This is a genomic window from Nocardia sp. CA-119907 (assembly GCF_050955995.1).
In the GTDB taxonomy this organism is placed as follows: domain Bacteria; phylum Actinomycetota; class Actinomycetes; order Mycobacteriales; family Mycobacteriaceae; genus Nocardia.
The window spans coordinates 9,053,875-9,071,696 of the sequence record NZ_CP192091.1 but is presented as its reverse complement, the minus strand read 5'-3'; the positions used below and the strand labels follow the sequence as shown (position 1 = coordinate 9,071,696).

Genomic DNA, 17,822 nt, shown 5'->3' with positions numbered 1-17,822 from the left:
GGAGGGGTGATGCCTGCGAGATCGGAATACCTCGACGTGGAAGGTGCGGCCGAGTACCTGGGTACCGGCGTCCGGTTCGTCCGACGACTAGTTGCTGAGCGCCGAGTGGTGTTCTACAAGGTGGGGAGTCACGTGCGGTTCAAGGTGTCTGACCTCGAGGCGTATGTGCAGGCCGGTCGTGTGGAACCGATCGAGGTGCGCTGGAGCGGCGGCAAGGTGGTGGCCTGATGGTTCGGCGTCGCTTCGGCAAAGTGCGCAAGCTGCCCTCCGGGCGGCATCAGGCATCGTTCATCGGTCCGAATGGTCAACGCCAGAACGCTCCGAACACCTTCCGGACGAAGACCGATGCGGACAAGTGGCTGGTCAAGGTTGAGGCTGATATCAGTCGCGGGACCTGGCTGGACGAACAACTCGGTCTGAGCCTGTTCGGGGAATATGCCAGCGACTATCTGACGGACAATCCGGATGTCGGTGCGCGGTGGGAGGAAACATGTCGCCGGAACATGCGGCTGCACATGACGGAATTGCTCGATAAACCTCTGATCGCGATCACTGGCCCTGTCGTTCGGCGTTGGCATGCAAAGGCATTGGCTGGTAAAGGTGGCAAGACCTCGATCGCGCAGTCCTATCGGTTCCTGCGCGCGGTCATGAATCAGGCCAAGCGTGACAATGCGATACCGGTGAACCCGTGCACGATCAAAGGTGCGGGCTCGGACGGATCGAAAGAACGCAACGTCGCGACGGTGACGCAGGTGGCTGATCTGGTCGACAAGATCACGCCTCGCTACCGGGCTGCTGTTCTCCTCGCGGCATGGTGCGGGCTGCGTCGCGGAGAGATCATCGGCCTGGCCGTGGTGGACCTCAGCCTGGAGACGAACGAGGTGCATGTGCGCCGGAACCGTGTCGAGCTGCTGGAGTCCGACGATGCGTTCGACAAGGACCCGAAGACGGACGCGGGCAAGCGACCGGTATCGATCCCGCCGCATCTCCGGCCGTACCTGGTCGAGCACAAAGAGAAATGGGCGGGAAAGACCTGGCTGTTTGTCGGCCGTGACGGTGAGCGGATGCGTGGAAACGCGATCTATCAGGCGTTCGTGCGGGCGCGGAACAAGGTCGGGGTAGACGTGACCTTTCATGATCTGCGGCATACCGGCCAGACCCTCGCGGCGAGTACCGGCGCGACTCTCGCCGACCTGAAGAAACGGCTCGGTCATTCCTCCAGCGCTGCCGCGATGCGGTACATGCACGCTGTCGACGGACGCGACAAGGAAGTCGCCGCGGAGCTGAGCAAGCTGGCTGCTCGAGGTGATGCGGCGAGTCTTCCCCGCGCCATCGTCGTGCAGCACTGACAGCCAGATAGGGCACGTCGGGTGCATGATGTTGAAAAAGCAACTTCTGACCAGCGATTATGTGCCTGACTGAAAAGCGGAAGGTCGCCGGTTCGATCCCGGCCCTGGCCACTCGTCGCGAGGAGCCCCTGTCCGCAGAAAGCGCGGACCGGGGCTCCTCGTCTTTTGTCTTGTGGGGTGCAACCCCACACCCGTTCGGGGGGCTGGCGCCCCCCCCGAACCCCCGTCCTCCTGGGGTGCCGCTTCTGGGAGCCTCCCGCGGCTGCCCGTGCCCCGCCGCTGTCTGTGCTCCGCCTCTAACTGTGCTCCGCCTCTGCTCGTGCCCCGCCTCGGTCGATTCGCTCATCGATAGCCTCGGTTGTTCTCCGAATCTCTTGCCTGCATCTTCCGCATTCGCTATCGAAACTTTGTTCGATTAGCGGTAGTCTCCGGTCATGCCGGACAGTTCTCGCCTCGACCGGGCACGGACGAACCTCGAACAGGTTCGCGGGCAACTCCTCGACGCCGCCGCATTCGGCAAGCAGCTGAGTCCCGAGCAGTTGGAGAACGCGGCCGGAAAGATCGGTGAGGGGATGCGGATCTTCGTAGAGGCGACGCAGGGACGTGCTCGCGGATAGATCGCTGGTCCGCGCCGACCGGTGTCGAGCCGGGATGGCTGGAAATCTCGGGTGTAGTGATCATGGTGGTGGAATGCTGGGGGCATGGCGGAGAAGTGGTACTACTGCTTGAAGCATCAGCGGGCCGAGAACGGGAAGCAGTGCTGGTTCCGGGACCGGATGGGGCCCTATCCGGATCGGCAGACGGCCGAGCGGGCCTTGGAGATCGTGCATGCGCGCAATGCCCGTGAGGATGCCCGGGATCGGGATTGGCGCGGCGGGGGGAAGTGAGGGCCCGTCAGGGGTGGTGTGGGGCAACTGATTTCGTCCCAGGTGTGCGGCGGTGGGGCGGGGTGCTCGGGCGGTGGGCGGCGCGATCTGCGAGGTAGTCGGCACATCGCCAGAAAACGGGCGGTGGCGGGAGCCCGTATGCGCTCAGGAGCTCTTTAGGTCGATCAAGTACGGTTCTTTGCAATCAGACGAATGCTCGGGGTCCTGTCGTGGGTCAGCGGGCGCGAACAGGTGAGCAGGGAGGGCGACCCTTGAGGGTTACCGTTGTTGTGCCGACCTACAACGAGCGGGAAAATCTGCCGGTTGCGGTGGAGCGGCTGACGGCGCTGCCGGTGCCCGACCTGCATGTGCTCGTGGTGGATGACAATTCGCCGGACGGCACCGGTGAGGTCGCCGACAAGTTGGCGGCGGAGCTGCCGAACGTGGTCGGCGTACTGCACCGAACCGAGAAGAACGGATTGGGTCGCGCCTATGTGGCCGGGATCACCCGGGCGCTGGACGAGGGCGCCGATGTGGTGATCCAGATGGACGCCGACCTGTCGCATCCGGCCGAGGTCATTCCGGCGATGCTGGAGAAGCTGGACACCACCGATGCCGGTGTCGTACTGGGTTCGCGCTATGTGCCCGGTGGGTCGACCGCCGAGGAATGGAAGTGGTACCGCAAGGCGCTCTCGGCGTGGGCCAATTTCTACGTGAACCTGATCCTGCGACTCGGCGTGAAGGACGCGACCGCCGGATTCAAGGCATGGCGGGCCGACACCCTGCGCGCCATCGACGTGGCCTCGATTCGCAGCAACGGGTATTCGTTCCAGGTCGAGATGAACTACCGGACCGTCAAGAAGGGCATCGCGATCGCGGAAGTCCCGATCCGGTTCGAGGAACGCACCCTCGGCGCCTCCAAGATGAGTCTCAAGGTGCAGCTGGAATCGGCGCTGATGCCGTGGAAGCTACTGTTCGGCCGCGCGGTCTAGTCCGGCGCCGGCCAGTTCAGCAAGGTGTCGAGGTAGCGCTGACGGACCGCTTCGACCTGGTCGTCCATATCGTTCGGATCCCAGCCGCTGACGTCGATCGGGTCGAGGATGGCGACATCCACCGTGCCCTGGCGCGCGACCATCGAATTGCGCCAGTTGACTTCGCCCGCATTGCGGACCACCACCGGGATCACCGGCACCCCGGCCTGGATCGCGATATGGAAGGCACCCTTCTTGAACGGGCCGATGCCTGGCGTATACGACCGGGTCCCTTCGGGCGCGACCACGATCGACAATCCATCGCGCAACGTCTCCACCACCGGGGCGAGGGCCGCCTTGGCCTGTGTGGTGTTGGCACGGTCGATAAAGGTGACACCGACGAACCGCATCAGCGGACCGAAAAGCGGATTCTTGGTCAGCTCCTTCTTGCCGATTCCCGTCACACCACCCGCGAGCACCTTGGGCAGGATGATGACGTCGAATTGGCTCTGATGGTTGAACAGGAAGACGGCGGGCCGCGGCGCACGGGCGTTCTTCGCACCGGTGACCCGCAGCCGGATCCCGGTCGCTCCCAGCGTCGCACCGGTCCCATAGGCCATCAGCGCATCGGCCATCTGCCGACGCTGGCGGGTGTACGACTTGGTCAGCACGCCGAATAGCGCCCCGCTCAGCAGTCCGGCGAATCCGGCGATGGTGCGCAGATAGTCACTCGGGCGCGGCGGTTGCCGAGGGCGGAAGGTCACGATCGGCCAATGCTGTTCGGCGGCGGCGATACCGAGCTTGCGATCGGGATTCACCGCGACCGGATATCCGACCACCGATAGCAACGGCAGATCGGCGATGCTATCGGCGTAGACGTAGCTGCGGGTGATATCCAGGCCGTGTGCCGCGGCGAATTCGCGGACCGCATCGGCTTTGCCATTGCGCCACAGCGTTCTTCCCTCGGCATATCCGGTCAGTACGCCCTCGGTCGTCGCCATTCGGGTGTACAGCACATGGTCGATACCGAGTGCGGCCGCGGCGGGCTCGACCTGGAATCGGGTCAGCGCGGTGACCAGCACCACGGTATGTCCGGCGGCCTCGTGCGTGCGGATGAGCTGCCACGCTTCGGGATACAGGTGTCCGTAGATGGTGCGCCGGAACAGCCGCTGTCCCACTTGCTCCAGTTCGGCCTCCGGACGGTCGGCCAGTGTGAGCACAGCCTGCTGTAGGAACCGCCGGTATTCGCCGTCGGTGAGTCCGTCGCGGATACTGCCCAGCAGTGTGTTCGCGGGGGCTCTGTCGCGCCGCAGTATCCGCCGCCACCAGGACGGTCGGGCGAAACCGTCCACCACGGTGCCACCGAAATCGAAGACCGCGGCGATCTGCGGTCCCTGCGGTCCGGATCGGATCGCGGCGATCGCCGTCGCCAGATCCGCTGGGGTCGCTCGGTGCTGCGACTCCGCGGTATTCGCTGACTCCATCAGGCCCCCAGTCCGGGCCGATTCGACGGATCGAGTGCGGCGGCCTGCGAGATCAGGGCGGCGATGGTGCGCAGTTGGTCGGCGAACTCGATTCTGCGCCGGGTCAATTCGGCCCTGCGCTTGGCCGAATCACGACTCACCGGAGTCAGCAGGCCGCGGTTGTCCGCGAGTTTCAGTGCGCTGGTGAACAGTTCGGTGGAGACCGACTCCGGACTGTGCAGCCGCTGCTGCAACAGCATCTGCTTGCCGACCGCCACGCATTCGTCGATGAATTCCTTGCGATCGATCTCCTCGGCGTTATCGCGCGCCGCCAAACGCTCGGCCACCACCAGCTGAGCGTCGACGAACGAGCGCAGCGTGCGGTGGGCCATCATGAATCCGGAGGCGGTGAGCTTGTGCAGAATGTCCTCCCCGAGCGTGTCCTCGGTGGTGTGGGCATACCAATCCGGGTCGACCAGCAGCATCTCCGCGGTCATCTGCGCCGAGAATTCCGCCCGCTCCGGGAAGAAGAATTCGAACTTCAGCAGATCACGCAGCTCGAAGGCCTCGTCCCACCCGGCACGCAGCTGATCCGGCGCCTGCTTCTCCAGCCCCGCCAGGATGGACAATTCGAGGATGGCCCGATTGATGAACCAGTGCACCGCACTATTGCGATAGAAGGCCGCCTCCAGATGCGCACCGGATTCGATCGAGTACACCGGTTCCAGCCCGCCGCGATACACCGTGACAACCTTGGCCAGCGACAGCTGCTCGAGTACGACCGCGAGGCTCTGTTCATCGCGCAATGCCGCCAGCTCACCGCGCGGTAGATCGCGCTGCTCGATGTAGCGCAGCACCGGGGCGAGTACGGCGCGCACCTCGCCGAGGGTGAGCGCCCGCTCGTGCACGCCGAGCAGCGCCAGCGTGACCAGCGCGTTGACGGTGATCGGCGTGACCTCGTTGATGCCGACGGCGATCTCGAAGGCCAACCGCTGCACCGCCTTCCGCTCCAGCTCCGCGACATGTGCGGACTCCGCCGTCGCGGTCGGCCGGGTCTCGGAACGCTCGACGCGGTGCAGCGGAATCGTCACCGGCGGCAGGGTGAGCGGATCACCGTATGCCGCAAGGCGATCGCGTGCCGACAGCGGCGCTCCGAAGCGCACGTAGACGTGTCCGGCCGAATGCTGTTGGCTGCGCACATAACGCGCCAGCCAGGCCAGTCCCTCCGACTTCTTGGTCCCGCCCGCCTGTTCGGTCGCGATGGCGCCGAGTTCGTTGAGCCGCTCATAGGTGATCGAGACCGGGACGAGCAGGACATCGTCGATCCGATTCGAACGAACCGCGGCGGCAAGGTAATTCAGCAGTCCATAGCGGGGTGGCCGCAGCTTCCCGGTGCGGGTGCGGCCGCCCTCGAAGTACCACTCCATATTGAATCGCTTGGCCAGCAGATAGGCGAAATACTCCTCGACCACCGCCTTGTAGACCTCGTCGTCACCGAAGCTGCGGCGAATGAAGACGGTTCCGGTGCGCCGGGCGATCGGTCCCATCGGCCAGAAGCTCAGATTCGCGCCGCCGATCACATGATTCGGCGGGAAGTCATTGCGGGCCAGCACATCACCGAGGACGAACGCATCGACGTAGGACCGGTGCGACGGCAGGAAAACCAGCGGATAGCTCCGGTTGAGCGCGCGCAGTCCGTCCAGACCGGTGTCGTCGGAGTCCACCTTCCAGGTCGAGGCGTGGACCGGGCGCATCGCCTGGGTGAACAGATCCGAGACCAGTCTGCTCTGCGCGGCGACGAGTTCGCGCAGCGCCTTCTCCGCCCGCCGGTACACCTCGTGCGGACCGGCGCCGAGCTGATCGGCGATGAATTCGAGACGGCGCAGGAATTCCGGGGAGTCCAGGATCTCCTCGGCCACCAGCCGCGGCACCTTGTACCGGTCACCGATGACGGAGCGTTCGGCGCGTTCCAGCGCGACCACCGCCGCGCGCACGATGGCGCGGGCGAACGGCTCGGCGGAGCCCTTGACCAGCAGTGCCGCCGCCTCCGGATTATTGGCGCGCAGCTCGCTGAGCAGGGCGGGCTGACCGGTGAGCACCACGTGCCGGTCCGGCGCGCCGACCAACCGGCGTTGCGCGAGGCGGTTCGGCTTGCGCGGATTGGTCAGCAGGGCCAAGTCGGCGAAGGTGATGCGGCGGACCCCGTCGCGCTCGGGCGGTAGCCACAGCACCCGGATCGGCACCACGAGTGGATCGTCGCGCCGCCCGACCAGCCGATCGCCGATCGCGCCCGCGTCCAGATCCAACTGTGTGACGGGTGCGTCGATGCCGAGTTCATGCTCGAGCCGACCGTCGGCGAGCCAGGTGCCGACGAGTTCGCGTTCCACTCCGGAGCCCGCGTCGATGAGCGCCACCACCGATCCGGGTGCTGTCGCTCGAGCCGGAGCGGGCGAATCCCCGCGGTGATCGATCATGCTTGTCCTCCGCAACTGCCGATCCCCCTATTGAAGCCCGCCAGGGGATTCCGCGCAGGAACTCCGGCGGGCGAGTCGGCCGCGAGCCTTGTGGACGGCGGCCGACACGATGGTTTCGATCGCTGCCCATGGTGATCTCGAACTAGGCTGCGCGCATGGATTGGGCGTTACGCGCGTGTGGCTGGCACGGCCATTACACCTACGCGCCGGACGAGCAGGATTTGGCGGAGCGTCTGCATGTGCAGACCGTGGCGGGGGTCGCGTGGCGGTGTCTGCGCTGCGGCACCTTCGTACCGGGCGAGCCGGTCGGCTCCGGGCCCGCCGATCACGCACCGGAGGTGCCGCGCGGGCGACTGCTGCGTGACCGCTGGCTGATGCGGGCGCTGGCGATCGAGCGGTTGGTGCGCGGATTGCTGTTGGTGGTGGCCGCGCTCGCCGTCTTCAAGTTCCGTTCCTCGCGCGAGACCATGCGGGCCGACTTCGAACGGGAACTGCCCTTGCTGCGGCCGCTGGCCGATCAGATCGGGTGGGATATCGACCGATCCAAGATCGTGCATCTGATCGATCAAGCATTCTCGCTGTCGAATACGACATTGCTGTGGGTGGGCGTCGGCATCCTGTGCTACGCGGCGCTGCAGGCCATCGAGGCGGTCGGGCTGTGGTTGGTCAAGCGCTGGGGTGAATATTTCGCGGTCGTCGCGACCAGCATCTTCCTGCCGTTGGAGATCTACGAATTGACCGAGAAGATCACCGTGCTGCGCGTCGGCGCGCTGCTGATCAATATCGCCGCGGTGGTCTGGCTGCTCTACAGCAAGCGCCTGTTCGGCCTGCGCGGCGGCGGGGCCGCGTACCACGCGGAACACAGCACGGAGAGTCTGTTGAGCGTCGAGCGTTCCGCGCTCGCGGTGCCTGCGGAGTAACGGTTTTCGCGGTCGTCGCTGTGGTCGCCGACACCAGTGGCGGTCTAGGCAGGTAATGCTAACCTTACCTCTCAAAGTTAGGTCAGCATAACCTTGGAGGATCGTTGTCGACCACGGAGCGCTTGCGCGTTGAGTATGTGACCGATCCGGCGGCAGCGATGTCCCGGCTGGCGGCGGCCGAGCGCTTCGGCGACTACGTGATGTACGAGCGGCCCGGCGAATGGGTATTCGCAGCCGACCCCCTCGGCGGCGTTGAACTCGATGCGAACGAATTGCGCGTGAGGTGGGACGGGCGCGTCACGGCCGGTGCGTGGGAAGGCAGTCCGGCCGGCGTCATCGACCGCGCGCTCGGCGCGCTGCCGCTGGGTGGGCGACGGGCCTACGGCTGGATCGGATTCGAATTCTGCGCGTGGGCATTGGACGCGACCGCACATCTGCATCCGCGAACCGCGCTGGCGCATTTGATGATTCCGCGCATCGAGGTGCGGGTCGGCGCGTTCGGCGTCCGTATCTCCGGTGCCACCCCCGCCGAGGCCAATGACATTCACGATCTCATCGCCGCCTCGCAGGACACCGAATTGCCCCGGGCGCAGCCGGTCGACGTGCGCCTCGATCCGACCGGTTATCGCGATCGGGTCACCCAGGCGGTCGCGGAGATCCGTTCCGGCCGCTACCAGAAGGTCATTCTGTCCAGGAAGGTCGATCTGCCCTTCGCGGTCGACGTGCCGGCCACCTATCGGCTCGGCCGCGCCAATAACACTCCGGCGCGGTCGTTCCTGCTGCGCCTCGGTGGGCTGGAGGCGGCGGGATTCAGTCCGGAACTGGTCGCCGCCGTCGATGAGGATCGGGTGGTCACCACCGAGCCGCTCGCCGGTACCCGCGCCTTCGGCCTGGGTGCGGCGATCGATATGGCGGCTCGTGCCGACCTGGTCACCGATCCCAAAGAGATCGTGGAGCACGCGATTTCGGTCCAGACCTCCTTTGCCGAGATCACCGAGGTGGCCGATCCCGGCACGCCCGCGGTCTCGGATTTCATGGCGGTCCGTGAACGCGGCAGCGTGCAGCATCTGGCCTCCACCGTGCGGGGGCGTCTCGCGGCGGACCGCACCAGTTGGGATGCGCTGGAGGTGCTCTTCCCGTCGGTCACCGCTTCCGGCATTCCCAAGCGCGAGGGCGTGGATTCGGTATTCCGACTCGACGGCGCGCCGCGCGGCCTGTACTCCGGTGCCGTTGTGACGATCTCGCCGTCCGGCGCGATGGAGGCCACGCTGGTGCTGCGCGCGGTCTATCAGACCACCGAGGGCGCCTGGCTGCGTGCGGGCGCCGGCATCGTCGGGCAGTCGCGGCCGGACCGGGAATTCGAGGAGACCTGCGAAAAGCTGGGCAGTATCGCCCCCTATCTCGTCAAGGCGTCATAGCGGACCCATCAACTTCGGGGTGGGCTCCGAATATCTGCCGGGGCAACCCGGTTATCGGCGACATCCGGGTAGATCGGGGGCGGCGTAGGTCGGACTCACGCCGCCCCCGATTGTCCGATCAGCTGTGATCGGCGCGCAGGGCCTTCTTATCGATCTTGCCGACGGCGGTGATCGGGAGCCGGTCGGCCCGGCGAACCAGGTCCGGGAGCTTGTAGGTGGCCAGACCGCGATCGGTCAGGAAGGTCTTCAGCTGGGCCAAGGTCGGCATTTCGCCGTCGGTGACCAGGATGGCGCAGACCTTTTCGCCGAGCGCGGCATCGGGGAGGCCGACGGCGGCGGCGTGGCGGACCGACGGATAGGCGAGCAGATGTTCCTCGAGTTCGTCGCAGGAAATGTTCTCACCGCCGCGGTTGATGACGTCCTTGATGCGGCCCGAGACGATCAGGTGTCCGCTGGGGAGGCGGCGCACGAGGTCGCCGGAGCGGTAGTAGCCGTCGGTGGTGAAGGCGCGGGCATTGTGCTCGGGGGCGCGGTAGTAGCCGCGGATCGTGTAGGGGCCCTTGGTGAGTAGTTCGCCCTCCGCCCCCGTGGCGACATCGTTGCCGTCGGCATCCACGACGCGGACCTCATCGGCCAGGGACAGCGGGCGGCCCTGGGTGGTGCAGACGAGTTCGGCGCTGTCGTCGAGCCGGGTGTAGTTGAGCAGGCCCTCGGCCATGCCGAATACCTGTTGCAGTTGAACGCCCAGCGCCGGTGCCACCTCGCGCGCATTCACCTCGGCCAGTCGGGCACCGCCGACCTGGAGTAGTCGCAGTGAGCCGAGATCGGCATCCTCCCATTCGGTTGCCGCACACCAGAGTTGGGCCAGTGGCGGCACCACCGCGGTGACCGTGACCCGATGACGGGCGATCGCGGCGAAGGCGCTCTCCGGACTCGGATCGGTGGTGAACGCGACGGCCGCGCCGACCGCCACGGAGCCGAGGATGCCGGGACAGGCGAGCGGAAAGTTGTGTGCGGCGGGCAATGTCGCGAGGTATACGTCGTCTTCGGTGAGTCCGCAGATCTCGGCGCTCGCGGTGGCGTTGTAGACGTAGTCGTCGTGGGTGCGTGCGATCAGTTTGGGCAGGCCGGTGGTGCCGCCGGAGACCAGCATCAGCGCGATATCGCTCGGGTCGATAGTCGGGAGTGAACCGCCGTCGCGGGGAATCGAATTCAGATCGGTGCCGCGGCCGGGATCGCCGAGTACCAGAATGTGGCGCAGGGTGGGCACGGCCGTGCGGACGGTTTCGGCCAGTTCGCGGTAGTCGAAGTCGCCGAACCGGTCGGCGATGATGTAGGCGACCGCCTCGGAAAGTCCGGCCAGATGCTCGATTTCGGCGCGGCGGTGGGCGGGCAGGGTCAGTACCGGAATGATTCCGGCCCGCAGCAATCCGAACAGGACGGTCAGGAACTGCGCGACATTCGGCAGCTGCACGACCACACGGTCGCCCGGCGCGATCCCGAGCGCGAGTAGACCGTGCGCCATCCGGTCGGCCTCGGCATCCGCCCACGCGTAGCTGTGCGCGCCGTCCGCATCGAGCAATGCGGTTCGGTTCGGGTGCTGGGTCGCGGTCGCGCGCAAGAGGTCGCCGAGCGGTCGGCCGGTCCAGTAACCGGTCGCTCGATATGCCTCGGCGTCGGCAGTCGGAAAGGGGACGTAGCCGTCGCGATGGGTGGGCGCGGTGGATGTCGAAGTCACGGTCTGCCTCACAGATGCCTGGTACTTGATCTACTGCGTGATGATCAGGGTCTCGAAAGATAGGTTAGGCAACCCTATCTCAATGCGATAGGCTACCGCCGAGCAGTCTCGATCCGCCGGATGCGGCGGCGACCAAGGAGTGACAGCGCCAGATGGAGCCAGCACAGCGACCGGGGGACGGGGCGGGGACGACGATCGGCCGGGAGGAAATCCGCGCCGCGATCGCGAAGCAACTCGACGTAGCCGTCGAGACGATCGGCTTCGGCGATGATCTGATCCAGTTGGGGCTGGACTCCATCCGCACCATGAAACTGGCGGGGAGTTGGCGTAAGCGCGGTATCGATATCAACTTCGCGCTGCTGGCCGCGAACCCGACGGTCGATGGGTGGCACGAATTGCTCGGCGGATCCGCCGGAGATGATGCTCAGCCGGACCCAGGGGCGCCGGATGCCGATGCGGTGGTCGATCGGGCCGACGACGAAACTCCCTTCGCGCTCGCACCGATGCAGCACGCGTACTGGTTCGGGCGCTCCGAATCCCAGGAACTCGGCGGCGTCGCGGCGCATCTGTATGTCGAATTCGAGGGTGCGGGAGTCGATCCCGCCCGGCTCGAGCAGGCCGTCGACGCGCTGGTGCTGCGGCATCCGATGCTGCGCACGCGATTTCTGCCGGATGGCACGCAGCAGACCATGGCGCGGCCGGGCCGCTCGGTATGGACCTGCACCGATCTGCGCGAGCTGCCGTCGGATGAGGCCGAGCGCAGGCTGGAGTCGCTGCGGGAGGAAAGAACTCATCAGCGGATGGCGGTCGAGGACGGTCAGGTCATCGATATCGCGCTGACGCTCTTGTCGGACGGCCGGACCCGGCTGCACCTCGATGTCGATATGCTCGCCGCCGATGCGATGAGCTACCGCATTCTGATCAGCGATCTGGCTCGGCTCTACCACGGCGAATCGCTACCACCGCAGACCTATACGTTCCGTCGCTATCTCGCGGAGCATCCGAGCGGTACCGGCGCCGAACACGAGCGGGATCGACAGTGGTGGCAGCAGCGGCTGCCCGAACTGCCCGGTGCGCCGGAACTGCCGCAGGCGTCGGGGGTTTCGGGGGTCGGCCGTACCGTGCGGCACCACCGCTGGCTCGCACCCGCGGCGAAGGCGCGGATATTCGAGGCCGCGCACGCCCGCGGCATCACCCCGGCCATGGCGCTCGCATCGGTATTCGCCGAGACCGTCGGCGGCTGGTCGGCGCAGCGTCGGTTCCTGCTGAATCTGCCGCTGTTCCATCGGGAACCGGTGCATCCGGAGGTCGACGGTGTGGTCGGCGACTTCACCTCGTCGGTATTGCTCGAGGTCGATGTGACCGAACCGGCGACGGTCACCGAACGGGCGCGGGCGCTACAGGCGAATCTGCATGCGGCGGGCGCGCATACGGCGTACTCGGGACTGGAGGTGCTGCGCGACCTCGGGCGTCAGCGCGGTGAGCCGGTGCTGGCGCCGATCGTCTACACCAGTGCGCTCAATCTCGGTGAACTGTTCGCCGATACCGTGACCGAGACCTTCGGCGATCCGGTCTGGATCATCTCGCAGGGCCCGCAGGTGCTGCTGGACGCGCAGCTCACCGAGGTGCGCGGTGGGCTGCTGCTGAACTGGGATGTGCGCGAATCCGCCTTCCCCGCGGGCGTCGTCGAGGCGATGTTCGCGCGCTATATCGATGCCATCATGCGACTGGCCGGAGATCTCGGCTCCGGTGAAATATCGACGGCCGGTTGGGATGCCGAGGCGGCGCTGCGGATTCCGCTGGAGCAGGCCGAAACCCGGGCCCGGGTCAATGCCACCGCCGGGCCGGTCAGCGGACGACTGCTCCACACCGGTTTCTTCGCCCATGCCGCGACGAATCCCGATGCGCCCGCGCTGATCTGGGAACCGAGCCGTGTCGTCTCCTACGGCAAACTCGCCGCCGAGGCACTGTCGGTCGCCGGTGCGCTGCGCGATGCCGGGGTGCTGCCGGGTGATTCGGTCGCGGTTCAGCTGCCGAAGGGGCCGGATCAGGTGGTGGCGACCCTCGGTGTGCTGGCCGCGGGTGCGGTCTATGTACCGATCGGCTTCGACCAACCCGCCGCACGGCGCGCGGAGGTTCTGCGCATCGGCAATGCCGTCGCCGCCGTGACGGTCGGCGACGAGCAGATCCCGGAGGTCGGCACCGTCGCCTTGGCCACGGCTCGCGCCTATCCGAAGCCATTGGCGCGCCCCATCTTCGGTGATCCGGAATCCATCGCCTACATCCTGTTCACCTCCGGTTCGACCGGCCGGCCCAAGGGCGTGCAGGTACCGCATCGCGCGGCCATGAACACCATCGACGACCTGAACGAACGCTTCGAGGTCGGCGCCGCGGATCGCGCGCTCGCCCTCTCGGCACTGGAGTTCGACCTGTCGGTGTACGACATCTTCGGCCTGTTCAGCGCGGGCGGCGCGGTAGTCGCGGTGGACGACGCGCAGCGCGGCGAACCGGCCGACTGGGTGGAGCTGATTCGCCGCCACCAGGTTTCGGTGCTCAACTGTGTGCCGAGCCTGCTCGATATGCTGCTCACGGCTGCCGCGGGGGCGCCGCTCGGCTCGCTGCGTACCGTCATTCTCGGCGGCGACTGGGTAGATATCGCCCTGCCCGGTCGGCTCGCTGCGGTGGCGCCCGCGGCCCGCTTCGCCGGGCTCGGTGGCGCCACCGAAACCGCCATCCACTCCACCATCTGCGAGGTCGTCGACGGTGCGGTGCCCGCGGAATGGGCCGCCGTGCCCTACGGCACTCCGCTGCGCAATGTGCAGTGCCGCGTCGTCGGCCCCACCGGCCATGACTGCCCCGATTGGGTGACCGGTGAACTGTGGATCGGCGGCGGCGGCGTCGCGGCGGGCTATCGCGGCGATCCGGAACGCAGCGCCGAGCGCTTCGTGGTGCACGAGGGCATGCGCTGGTACCGCACCGGCGATCTGGCCCGCTATCTGCCCGATGGCGCACTGGAATTCCTCGGCCGCGCCGATCACCAGGTCAAGATCCGCGGCTACCGGGTGGAACTCGGTGAAGTCGAGAGCGCCCTGCGCCAGGTTCCCGGCGTCCATCACGCCATTGCCGCCGTCGTTGGCTCGACAGCACCGAAACTCGTCGCCGCCCTTGTCCCCGAGGCCGATACCGAATTGGTGCCGGAGTCCGTACTCGCGGCCGCGGCGGAACTCTTGCCCGCGTACATGATTCCGACGCGACTGGAAATTCTCGCGGAATTGCCGCTGACCTCGAATGCCAAACCGGATCGCAAGGCCGTGCTCGCCGTGCTCGCCGTGCTCGCCGCGCTCGAACACGCCGATGACACAGTCGAATTCGTCGCGCCGCGCACCGATCTGGAACGTGCGCTCGCCGATATCGTCGGCACGGTCCTCGATACGGCCCGGGTCGGGGCCACTGACGACTTCTTCGCCCTCGGCGGTGACTCCGTCCTGGCCACGGCGGTGATCGCCCGCGTGCGCGAGTGGCTGGACACACCGGAGGCGATCGTCGCCGACCTCTTCACCGCCCGCACTGTGGCGGGGCTGGCCGCGCGCCTGCTCGACCGCGAAGCCGACCGGGCCGCGATCGGAAGGCTGGAGACGGTGGCCGGGATGTATCTGGAGGTGGCGGCGATGAGCGACGATGAGGTGCTCGCCCAGGTTTGACGGTTGTCATACGCTGCGGCCCAGGTGGGTCGCAGCGGATGAGACTCATCCCACACCGGACTAGACTCTCCCGTATGAGCAGGTGGGATCTGTCGAATATGCCCGATCAGAGTGGCCGGAAGATCATCGTCACCGGCGCGAACAGCGGGTTGGGGGCGGCGGCCGCGCGTGCGCTCGCGGGGGGCGGTGCGCAGGTGATCTTGGCCTGTCGGAATGTGGCCAAGGGTGAGCACGTGGCCGGGGAGATCGGCCCGCTGGCCTCGGTGCGCAAACTCGACCTCGCGGATCTGGCCTCGGTGCGGGAGTTCGCCGATGGGGTGGACCAGGTCGATGTGCTGATCAATAACGCCGGGGTGATGGCGCTGCCGGAGCAGCGCACCGCCGACGGATTCGAAATGCAGATCGGCACGAACCATCTCGGACACTTCGCGTTGACCGGCCTACTGCTGGACAAGATTTCGGACCGGGTGGTCACGGTGTCCAGTGGCGCGCACCGCCTCGGGAAGATCGACCTCGAGGACCTGAACTGGGACCGCCGCAAGTACCAGCGCTGGCCCGCCTACGGCCAGGCCAAACTGGCCAACCTGATGTTCGCCTACGAGCTGCAGCGCAGGCTCACCGCGGCGGGCTCACCGAAGATCTCGGTGGCCGCGCATCCCGGTTATGCCGCAACGGAACTGCAGTCGCACACCGAGTCCGTCCTGGATACGGTCATGGCATGGGGGAACCGGCTGTTGGCGCAGAGCGCCGAAATGGGTGCGCTGCCAGAGATTTACGCGGCCACCGAATCGGTCGAGCCGGGGGCGTTCTACGGTCCGCTCGGTTGGGGTGGAATGCGTGGTTATCCGGAGCGCTGCGGTTCGAGTGCGGCATCCAAGGATGAGCAGGTTGCGCGCGAACTCTGGGAGTTGTCGGAGAAGCTGACGGGAGTCACCTACAGCTTCGGCGAATGACCTCATCTCAATAGATCGATCCGAGGTCGAGGCTGTATGCCCCACATCACACTCGGTGATGTCACACCTCGCCGCGCCGCGTCGTCCTCTCTGTGAACCCATCCGAATGGAAAGGCACAGATCATGGAACAGCGCTTCAACCTCTACGCCAACCCGGTCGCCGGCAGCTTCGTCAAGCGCCTCACCACCGCCAGCAAGGTGATCGACGGATCCGAGTTGCCCTCCGCCACCTACGAATTGGTCAAGATCCGCGCCAGCCAGATCAATGGCTGCGGCTACTGCACCGATATGCACACCAAGGACGCCGCGCACGCGGGCGAAACCTCGGTGCGGCTCAACCTGGTCGCCGCCTGGCACGAGGCCACCGTCTTCACCGACGCCGAGCGCGCCGCCCTCGCCCTCACCGAGGAGGCCACCCGCATCGGTGACGGCCGCAGCGTCAGCGATGAGACCTGGGCGCAGGTGCGCAAGCACTACGACGACGACCAGACCGCCGCTCTCATCGCGGCCATCGCGATGATCAACGCCTGGAACCGGATGAACGTGATCGTTCGCACTCCGGCGGGCGACTACCAGCCCGGCCAGTGGGGGTGAACCAGCCGGGATGTGCCGCAATGCGGCTCGGCGCGCGGCCGAGCCGCGAAGGCTGAGTGGCAATGCCGAAAATTGGCCCCAGCGTCACTGGGAAGTTGCACCTGGTACTGTCGGCGTCGTGCAGCGCGTGTATTTCTGGTTTAGCAACCCGGCCCTGGGTGGGCCGGTCTGCGGCAACCGCATGCGCTGACTGCACCTCCACCCCGAGCCGGATGAAGACCGGCTCGACGGGTTCGACATCCGTGGGTCGGCCTTGAAGTAAAGGAACCCACAAACGATGACTACCGCAGCCGACATCGATGCGCGGCACTCCGATCTCGACGACCAACGCACCCTCAGCGTGAGCCCACTGCGCTCACCGGCCGAGGTGCGCATGGTCCACCCGATCACCGATCCGCTGGCGGACGTGGTGCGTGCCGGTCGCAAGGCCACCGTCGATGTGCTCAACGGCGACGACGACCGCCTGATGGTGATCGTCGGACCGTGTTCGGTACACGATCCCGCCGCCGCGCTGGACTACGCCCGCCGCCTGGCCGCCAAGGCCGCCGAGCTGAACGACCGCCTGCATGTGGTGATGCGGGTGTACTTCGAGAAGCCGCGCACCACCCTCGGTTGGAAGGGGCTGATCAACGATCCGCACCTGGACGGTTCCTTCGACGTCAATACCGGCCTCGGCATCGGCCGCAAGGTGCTGGTCGATATCACCGCACTCGGCCTGCCGGTGGCCTGCGAATTCCTCGACCCGATCACCCCGCAGTACATCGCGGATCTGGTCTCCTACGGTGCCATCGGCGCGCGCACCGCGGCCAGCCAGGTGCACCGCCAACTGAGCAGCGCGCTCTCCATGCCGGTCGGTATCAAGAACGGCACCGATGGCGATGTGCAGGTGGCCGTCGACGGGGTCCGCGCCGCCGCTGCCAGCCACGTCTTCCCGGGCACCGATCTGGACGGGCGCTCGGCGCTGATCCGCACCACGGGCAATCCGGACTGTCATGTGATCCTGCGCGGCGGCAGCACCGGCCCGAACTACGACGCCGCCTCGGTCGCCGAGGCCTGCATCCGGTTGGAGAAGGCTGCGCTGCCGCAGCGGATCGTGGTCGATGCCAGCCACGGCAATAGCAATAAGGATCACAACAAGCAGGTGGATGTGGTCACCGATATCGCGGGCCGGTTGGCCGCGGGTGAACCGGGCGTGGTCGGGGTGATGCTGGAGAGCTTCCTCGTCGCGGGCCGCCAGGATCTGACCCTCGGTCACGCCGATGCGCTGACCTACGGCCAGTCCATCACCGATGCCTGCATCGATTGGGAGACCACGGCCGCCCAGCTCGACCGGCTCGCCGAGGCGGTACAGCTGCGCCGCAATCGCTGAACTCGG

The 17,822-nt window shown here is 66.6% G+C and carries 14 protein-coding genes; 11 read left to right on the top strand and 3 right to left on the bottom strand.

Features of this window, described 5'->3' with window-relative positions; translation table 11 throughout:
* The first annotated feature begins 9 nt into the window (after positions 1–9).
* The 5 genes from ACQP2D_RS40650 (at position 10) to ACQP2D_RS40630 (ending at position 3,207) form a co-directional block, all read left to right on the top strand.
* Complete coding sequence (locus ACQP2D_RS40650; RefSeq protein ID WP_433681198.1) at positions 10–228, top strand: helix-turn-helix domain-containing protein; 219 nt, start codon at positions 10–12, stop codon at positions 226–228.
* Positions 228–1,349: a site-specific integrase gene (locus ACQP2D_RS40645; RefSeq protein ID WP_433681197.1), complete on the top strand. Its 1,122-nt coding sequence runs from the start codon at positions 228–230 to the stop codon at positions 1,347–1,349. The genes ACQP2D_RS40650 and ACQP2D_RS40645 overlap by 1 nt, the downstream gene beginning before the upstream one ends.
* Positions 1,350–1,783: 434 nt before the next feature.
* The gene (locus tag ACQP2D_RS40640; RefSeq protein ID WP_433681196.1) at positions 1,784–1,966 is read left to right on the top strand and encodes a DUF6374 family protein; all 183 of its coding nucleotides are present in this window, start codon (positions 1,784–1,786) and stop codon (positions 1,964–1,966) included.
* An 84-nt stretch (positions 1,967–2,050) separates the two neighbouring features.
* Positions 2,051–2,236, top strand: a complete 186-nt coding sequence (locus ACQP2D_RS40635; RefSeq protein WP_433681195.1) for a hypothetical protein — start codon at positions 2,051–2,053, stop codon at positions 2,234–2,236.
* A gap of 251 nt (positions 2,237–2,487) precedes the next feature.
* Positions 2,488–3,207, top strand: a complete 720-nt coding sequence (locus tag ACQP2D_RS40630; protein ID WP_433681194.1) for a polyprenol monophosphomannose synthase — start codon at positions 2,488–2,490, stop codon at positions 3,205–3,207.
* Here the strand turns inward: ACQP2D_RS40630 and ACQP2D_RS40625 are convergent.
* The gene (locus ACQP2D_RS40625; RefSeq protein WP_433681193.1) at positions 3,204–4,670 is read right to left on the bottom strand and encodes an HAD-IB family hydrolase; all 1,467 of its coding nucleotides are present in this window, start codon (positions 4,668–4,670) and stop codon (positions 3,204–3,206) included. The genes ACQP2D_RS40630 and ACQP2D_RS40625 overlap by 4 nt on opposite strands.
* A complete protein-coding gene (locus tag ACQP2D_RS40620; RefSeq protein ID WP_433681192.1) occupies positions 4,670–7,123 on the bottom strand; it encodes a glycerol-3-phosphate 1-O-acyltransferase in 2,454 nt (817 codons plus the stop codon). The genes ACQP2D_RS40625 and ACQP2D_RS40620 overlap by 1 nt, the downstream gene beginning before the upstream one ends.
* 155 nt (positions 7,124–7,278) lie before the next feature.
* On the opposite strand from ACQP2D_RS40620, the gene ACQP2D_RS40615 reads away from it, so the two are divergent.
* Positions 7,279–8,043, top strand: a complete 765-nt coding sequence (locus ACQP2D_RS40615) for a DUF2127 domain-containing protein (RefSeq protein WP_433681191.1) — start codon at positions 7,279–7,281, stop codon at positions 8,041–8,043.
* A gap of 104 nt (positions 8,044–8,147) precedes the next feature.
* Positions 8,148–9,461, top strand: coding sequence for a salicylate synthase (locus ACQP2D_RS40610; RefSeq protein WP_433681190.1), 1,314 nt, complete (start codon positions 8,148–8,150; stop codon positions 9,459–9,461).
* Positions 9,462–9,579: 118 nt separating this feature from the next.
* Here the strand turns inward: ACQP2D_RS40610 and ACQP2D_RS40605 are convergent, their stop codons facing one another.
* Positions 9,580–11,199 carry a (2,3-dihydroxybenzoyl)adenylate synthase gene (locus ACQP2D_RS40605; RefSeq protein ID WP_433681189.1) on the bottom strand — a complete coding sequence of 540 codons (1,620 nt, stop codon included), beginning with the start codon at positions 11,197–11,199 and terminating at the stop codon, positions 9,580–9,582.
* A 152-nt stretch (positions 11,200–11,351) separates the two neighbouring features.
* On the opposite strand from ACQP2D_RS40605, the gene ACQP2D_RS40600 reads away from it, so the two are divergent.
* The 4 genes from ACQP2D_RS40600 to ACQP2D_RS40585 all read left to right on the top strand — a co-directional run bounded on the left by ACQP2D_RS40600 (position 11,352) and on the right by ACQP2D_RS40585 (position 17,816).
* Positions 11,352–14,900, top strand: coding sequence for an amino acid adenylation domain-containing protein (locus ACQP2D_RS40600; protein ID WP_433681188.1), 3,549 nt, complete (start codon positions 11,352–11,354; stop codon positions 14,898–14,900).
* Positions 14,901–14,974: 74 nt separating this feature from the next.
* Positions 14,975–15,853, top strand: a complete 879-nt coding sequence (locus ACQP2D_RS40595) for an oxidoreductase (RefSeq protein WP_433681187.1) — start codon at positions 14,975–14,977, stop codon at positions 15,851–15,853.
* A gap of 123 nt (positions 15,854–15,976) precedes the next feature.
* The gene (locus tag ACQP2D_RS40590; RefSeq protein WP_433681186.1) at positions 15,977–16,447 is read left to right on the top strand and encodes a carboxymuconolactone decarboxylase family protein; all 471 of its coding nucleotides are present in this window, start codon (positions 15,977–15,979) and stop codon (positions 16,445–16,447) included.
* Between the two features lie 277 nt (positions 16,448–16,724).
* A complete protein-coding gene (locus tag ACQP2D_RS40585; RefSeq protein WP_433681185.1) occupies positions 16,725–17,816 on the top strand; it encodes a 3-deoxy-7-phosphoheptulonate synthase in 1,092 nt (363 codons plus the stop codon).
* The last annotated feature ends 6 nt before the right edge of the window (positions 17,817–17,822 follow it).

Coding starts and splice junctions, on each gene's coding strand:
- ACQP2D_RS40650 (WP_433681198.1), top strand. CDS start 10: ATGCCTGCGAGATCGGAATACCTCGACGTGGAAGGTGCGGCCGAGTAC.
- ACQP2D_RS40645 (WP_433681197.1), top strand. CDS start 228: ATGGTTCGGCGTCGCTTCGGCAAAGTGCGCAAGCTGCCCTCCGGGCGG.
- ACQP2D_RS40640 (WP_433681196.1), top strand. CDS start 1,784: ATGCCGGACAGTTCTCGCCTCGACCGGGCACGGACGAACCTCGAACAG.
- ACQP2D_RS40635 (WP_433681195.1), top strand. CDS start 2,051: ATGGCGGAGAAGTGGTACTACTGCTTGAAGCATCAGCGGGCCGAGAAC.
- ACQP2D_RS40625 (WP_433681193.1), bottom strand. CDS start 4,670: ATGGAGTCAGCGAATACCGCGGAGTCGCAGCACCGAGCGACCCCAGCG.
- ACQP2D_RS40620 (WP_433681192.1), bottom strand. CDS start 7,123: ATGATCGATCACCGCGGGGATTCGCCCGCTCCGGCTCGAGCGACAGCA.
- ACQP2D_RS40615 (WP_433681191.1), top strand. CDS start 7,279: ATGGATTGGGCGTTACGCGCGTGTGGCTGGCACGGCCATTACACCTAC.
- ACQP2D_RS40600 (WP_433681188.1), top strand. CDS start 11,352: ATGGAGCCAGCACAGCGACCGGGGGACGGGGCGGGGACGACGATCGGC.
- ACQP2D_RS40595 (WP_433681187.1), top strand. CDS start 14,975: ATGAGCAGGTGGGATCTGTCGAATATGCCCGATCAGAGTGGCCGGAAG.
- ACQP2D_RS40590 (WP_433681186.1), top strand. CDS start 15,977: ATGGAACAGCGCTTCAACCTCTACGCCAACCCGGTCGCCGGCAGCTTC.
- ACQP2D_RS40585 (WP_433681185.1), top strand. CDS start 16,725: ATGACTACCGCAGCCGACATCGATGCGCGGCACTCCGATCTCGACGAC.